The sequence below is a fragment of the Cellulomonas triticagri genome (assembly GCF_003696205.1).
GTDB classification, from domain to species: domain Bacteria; phylum Actinomycetota; class Actinomycetes; order Actinomycetales; family Cellulomonadaceae; genus Cellulomonas; species Cellulomonas triticagri.
Window position 1 is genome coordinate 1 of sequence record NZ_RFFI01000219.1, and the last position, 2,819, is coordinate 2,819.

Here is a 2,819-nt window from a genome sequence, read left to right on the forward strand (position 1 = left end):
GGCTCGCGGCCGCGGCGCTGGTCCGGCCCGCGCGCGACGGCGGCGTGGTGCTGCTCGTCGGGGACGCCGCCGAGCGTCCGACCCAGGCCCTCGTCCGGTGGGACCCCGCCGGGATGGCCGCCCGCGAGCTCGCCGAGCGCGCCGAGCTGCACCTGCCGCCCGCCGCGCGAGTCGCCGAGCTGACCGGGACCCGCGAGGTGGTCGCCGCCGTGCTCGCCCGGGTCGACCTGCCCGCGGGCGGGGACATCCTCGGCCCAGTGCCGCTGCCCGAGCCGCTGTCCCCGGGGGCGGTCGCGGTGCAGGAGACGCTGGACCCGCCGGTCCGCGCCCTGGTCCGGGTGCCGGTCGCGCACGGTGCCGCGCTCGCCCGGTCGCTCGCCGCCGCGCTGGCGGTCCGCAGCGCGCGCCGCGAGGGTGGGAGCCTGCGCGTGCGGCTCGACCCGGAGGAGATGCTGTGACCACGAGCGGAGCCCGGTGATGGCCGGCCGCTACGTCAGCGACACCGCCCGCGCGAACTGGAGCTCGCTCGCGGCGGGGGTCCTCGGTGTCGGCGGGGCGCTCGCCCTCACCGACTGGGGCCAGGGGCTGGAACCCGAGGACCTGACGTCGTTCACCGTGCCCTACTTCCTGGTGACCTGGCCGGTCTTCGTGCTGATCTACCTCGCGTGGACCCACGTCGCCTACGCCCGGCGCGGTCCGCGCGCCCTGGAGAGCAGCACCCGGCGCGAGCGCACGCTCAGCCGCCGGTGGTGGAACTGGCTGCTCGGCTACGGGGGCGCGGCGAACTGGACCCTGCTGGCCGCCCTCGCCGCGGTGCTCGTCACGGTCGCCGTCGCCCAGGACCCCGGCTACCGGGAGGACTGGCGGTACATCGTCCTCGGGCTGATCTGCGTCGCGAGCTCGTGGGCCGCGATGGTCTACGCGTTCGCGCTGCAGTACCTGCGGCTCGACGCGGGCGTCGCGGAGGAGCAGCGCGCCGTCCGGATGGAGGCCGAGGGCGACCCGCGGTTCGACGACTACCTGACGCTCGCCGTGCTGCTGTCCACGATGGCGGCCACCGTCTCGGCGCGCGTGCGGACCCGCGAGGGCTGGGGGCTGGTCCGGCTGAACGTGCTGTTCGCCTTCGCGTTCAACTCGGTGATCGTCGCGATGATGGTCTCGCTGCTGTTCGGCGGGCTCGGCGGATGACGGGCGCCGTGGACGCCGTGCTGCTCGACCTCGGCAACGTCCTCGTGCGGTGGGAGCCCGAGCGGGCGTTCGCCGGGGTGCTCACGGACGCCGAGGTCGCGGAGTTCTTCGCCGACGTCGACTTCGCGGACCTCAACCTGCGGCAGGACGCCGGACGGCCCTGGAGCGAGGCCCGCGCCGAGGTCGCCGCCCGGCACCCCCGGCACGCGGCGACGGTCGACCTCTACGTCGAGCGGTTCGCGCACGCCCTGCCCGGTCCGGTCCCCGGGTCGGCGGCGGTGGTCGACGACCTGCGCGCCGCCGGGGTGCGGGTGCTCGGGCTCACCAACTGGTCGGCGGAGACGTACCACCACGGCGTCGTCGCCGCCCCCGTCATCGGGCGGCTGGAGGGCGTGGTCGTGTCCGGCCGCGAGGGCGTCGTGAAGCCGGACCCCCGCATCTTCGCGCTCGCCGCCGAGCGGCACGCGCTCGACCCCGCCCGCACCGTGTTCGTCGACGACAGCCCGCGCAACGTCGCGGGGGCCGCCGCGTGCGGGTACCAGGCGGTGCTGTTCACGGGGGCGGACGCGCTGCGGGCGGACCTGGTCGCGCGCGGCGTGCTGCCCGGGGCGCCGCCGGGCTGAGGTGACCGGGCGCGGCACTAGGATCGGTGGTCATGCGCCTGCTCTTCGCCGGGACGCCCGCGGTGGCGCTGCCCGCCCTGGACGCCCTGCTCGCCTCCCGCCACGAGGTCGTCGCCGTCCTCACCCGCCCCGACGCCCGGGCGGGACGCGGTCGCACCCTCACGCCCAGCCCCGTCAAGCAGCGGGCGCTGGAGCACGGGCTCGAGGTGCTGACCCCGACGACGCTCAAGGACCCCGAGGTGCAGGCGCAGATCGCCGCGCTCGACGTCGACGCCGCCCCCGTGGTCGCGTACGGCAACCTCGTGCCGCCCGCCGCGCTCGACCTGCCCCGGCACGGCTGGGTCAACCTGCACTTCTCCGTGCTGCCCGCGTGGCGCGGCGCCGCGCCCGTGCAGCACGCGCTCATCGCCGGGGACGAGGTCACCGGCGCCACGACGTTCCGGCTGGAGAAGGGCCTCGACACCGGCCCCGTGCTCGGCATGCTCACCGAGACGATCCGCCCGACCGACACCACCGGCGACCTGCTCGACCGCCTCGCCCACGCGGGGTCCGGACTGCTGGTCAGCACGCTCGACGCCCTGGAGGACGGCGTGCTGCAGCCCGTCCCGCAGCCCGCCGACGGGGTCAGCCTCGCGCCGAGCCTCAGCACTGAGGACGCCCACGTGCGCTGGCGGCACCCCGCGATGGCCGTCGACCGGCGCGTGCGCGGCTGCACGCCCGCACCCGGCGCGTGGACGACCCTGCCCGACGGGTCGCGGCTGGGCCTCGGCCCGGTGCGGCTCGTGCCGGACGTCACCGACCTGCGCCCGGGCGAGGTGCGGGCGGGACGCGCCGAGGTCCTCGTCGGCACCGGCACGCACGCCGTCCGGCTGGGGGAGGTGCGGCCCGCCGGGAAGAAGGCCATGGCCGCCGCCGACTGGGCGCGCGGGGCGCGTCTGCCCGAGGGGACCGTCCTCGGCGCTCCCGCCGCCGCGACCGAGGCGGACGCGTGACCGGCCGGCGCCCGGA

General features: G+C 77.2%; 3 protein-coding genes and 1 pseudogene. All 4 read left to right on the forward strand.

The window, feature by feature from the left end; genetic code table 11:
* Positions 1–458 (forward strand): annotated as a pseudogene (locus EBM89_RS20225) (primosomal protein N'); the annotation flags it as partial.
* Positions 459–477: 19 nt separating this feature from the next.
* Positions 478–1,188 carry a DUF1345 domain-containing protein gene (locus EBM89_RS20230; RefSeq protein WP_122151367.1) on the forward strand — a complete coding sequence of 237 codons (711 nt, stop codon included), beginning with the start codon at positions 478–480 and terminating at the stop codon, positions 1,186–1,188.
* Positions 1,185–1,811 carry an HAD family hydrolase gene (locus tag EBM89_RS20235; RefSeq protein WP_122151368.1) on the forward strand — a complete coding sequence of 209 codons (627 nt, stop codon included), beginning with the start codon at positions 1,185–1,187 and terminating at the stop codon, positions 1,809–1,811. The genes EBM89_RS20230 and EBM89_RS20235 overlap by 4 nt, the downstream gene beginning before the upstream one ends.
* A 32-nt stretch (positions 1,812–1,843) precedes the next feature.
* Complete coding sequence (fmt, locus tag EBM89_RS20240; RefSeq protein ID WP_122151369.1) at positions 1,844–2,803, forward strand: methionyl-tRNA formyltransferase; 960 nt, start codon at positions 1,844–1,846, stop codon at positions 2,801–2,803.
* The last annotated feature ends 16 nt before the right edge of the window (positions 2,804–2,819 follow it).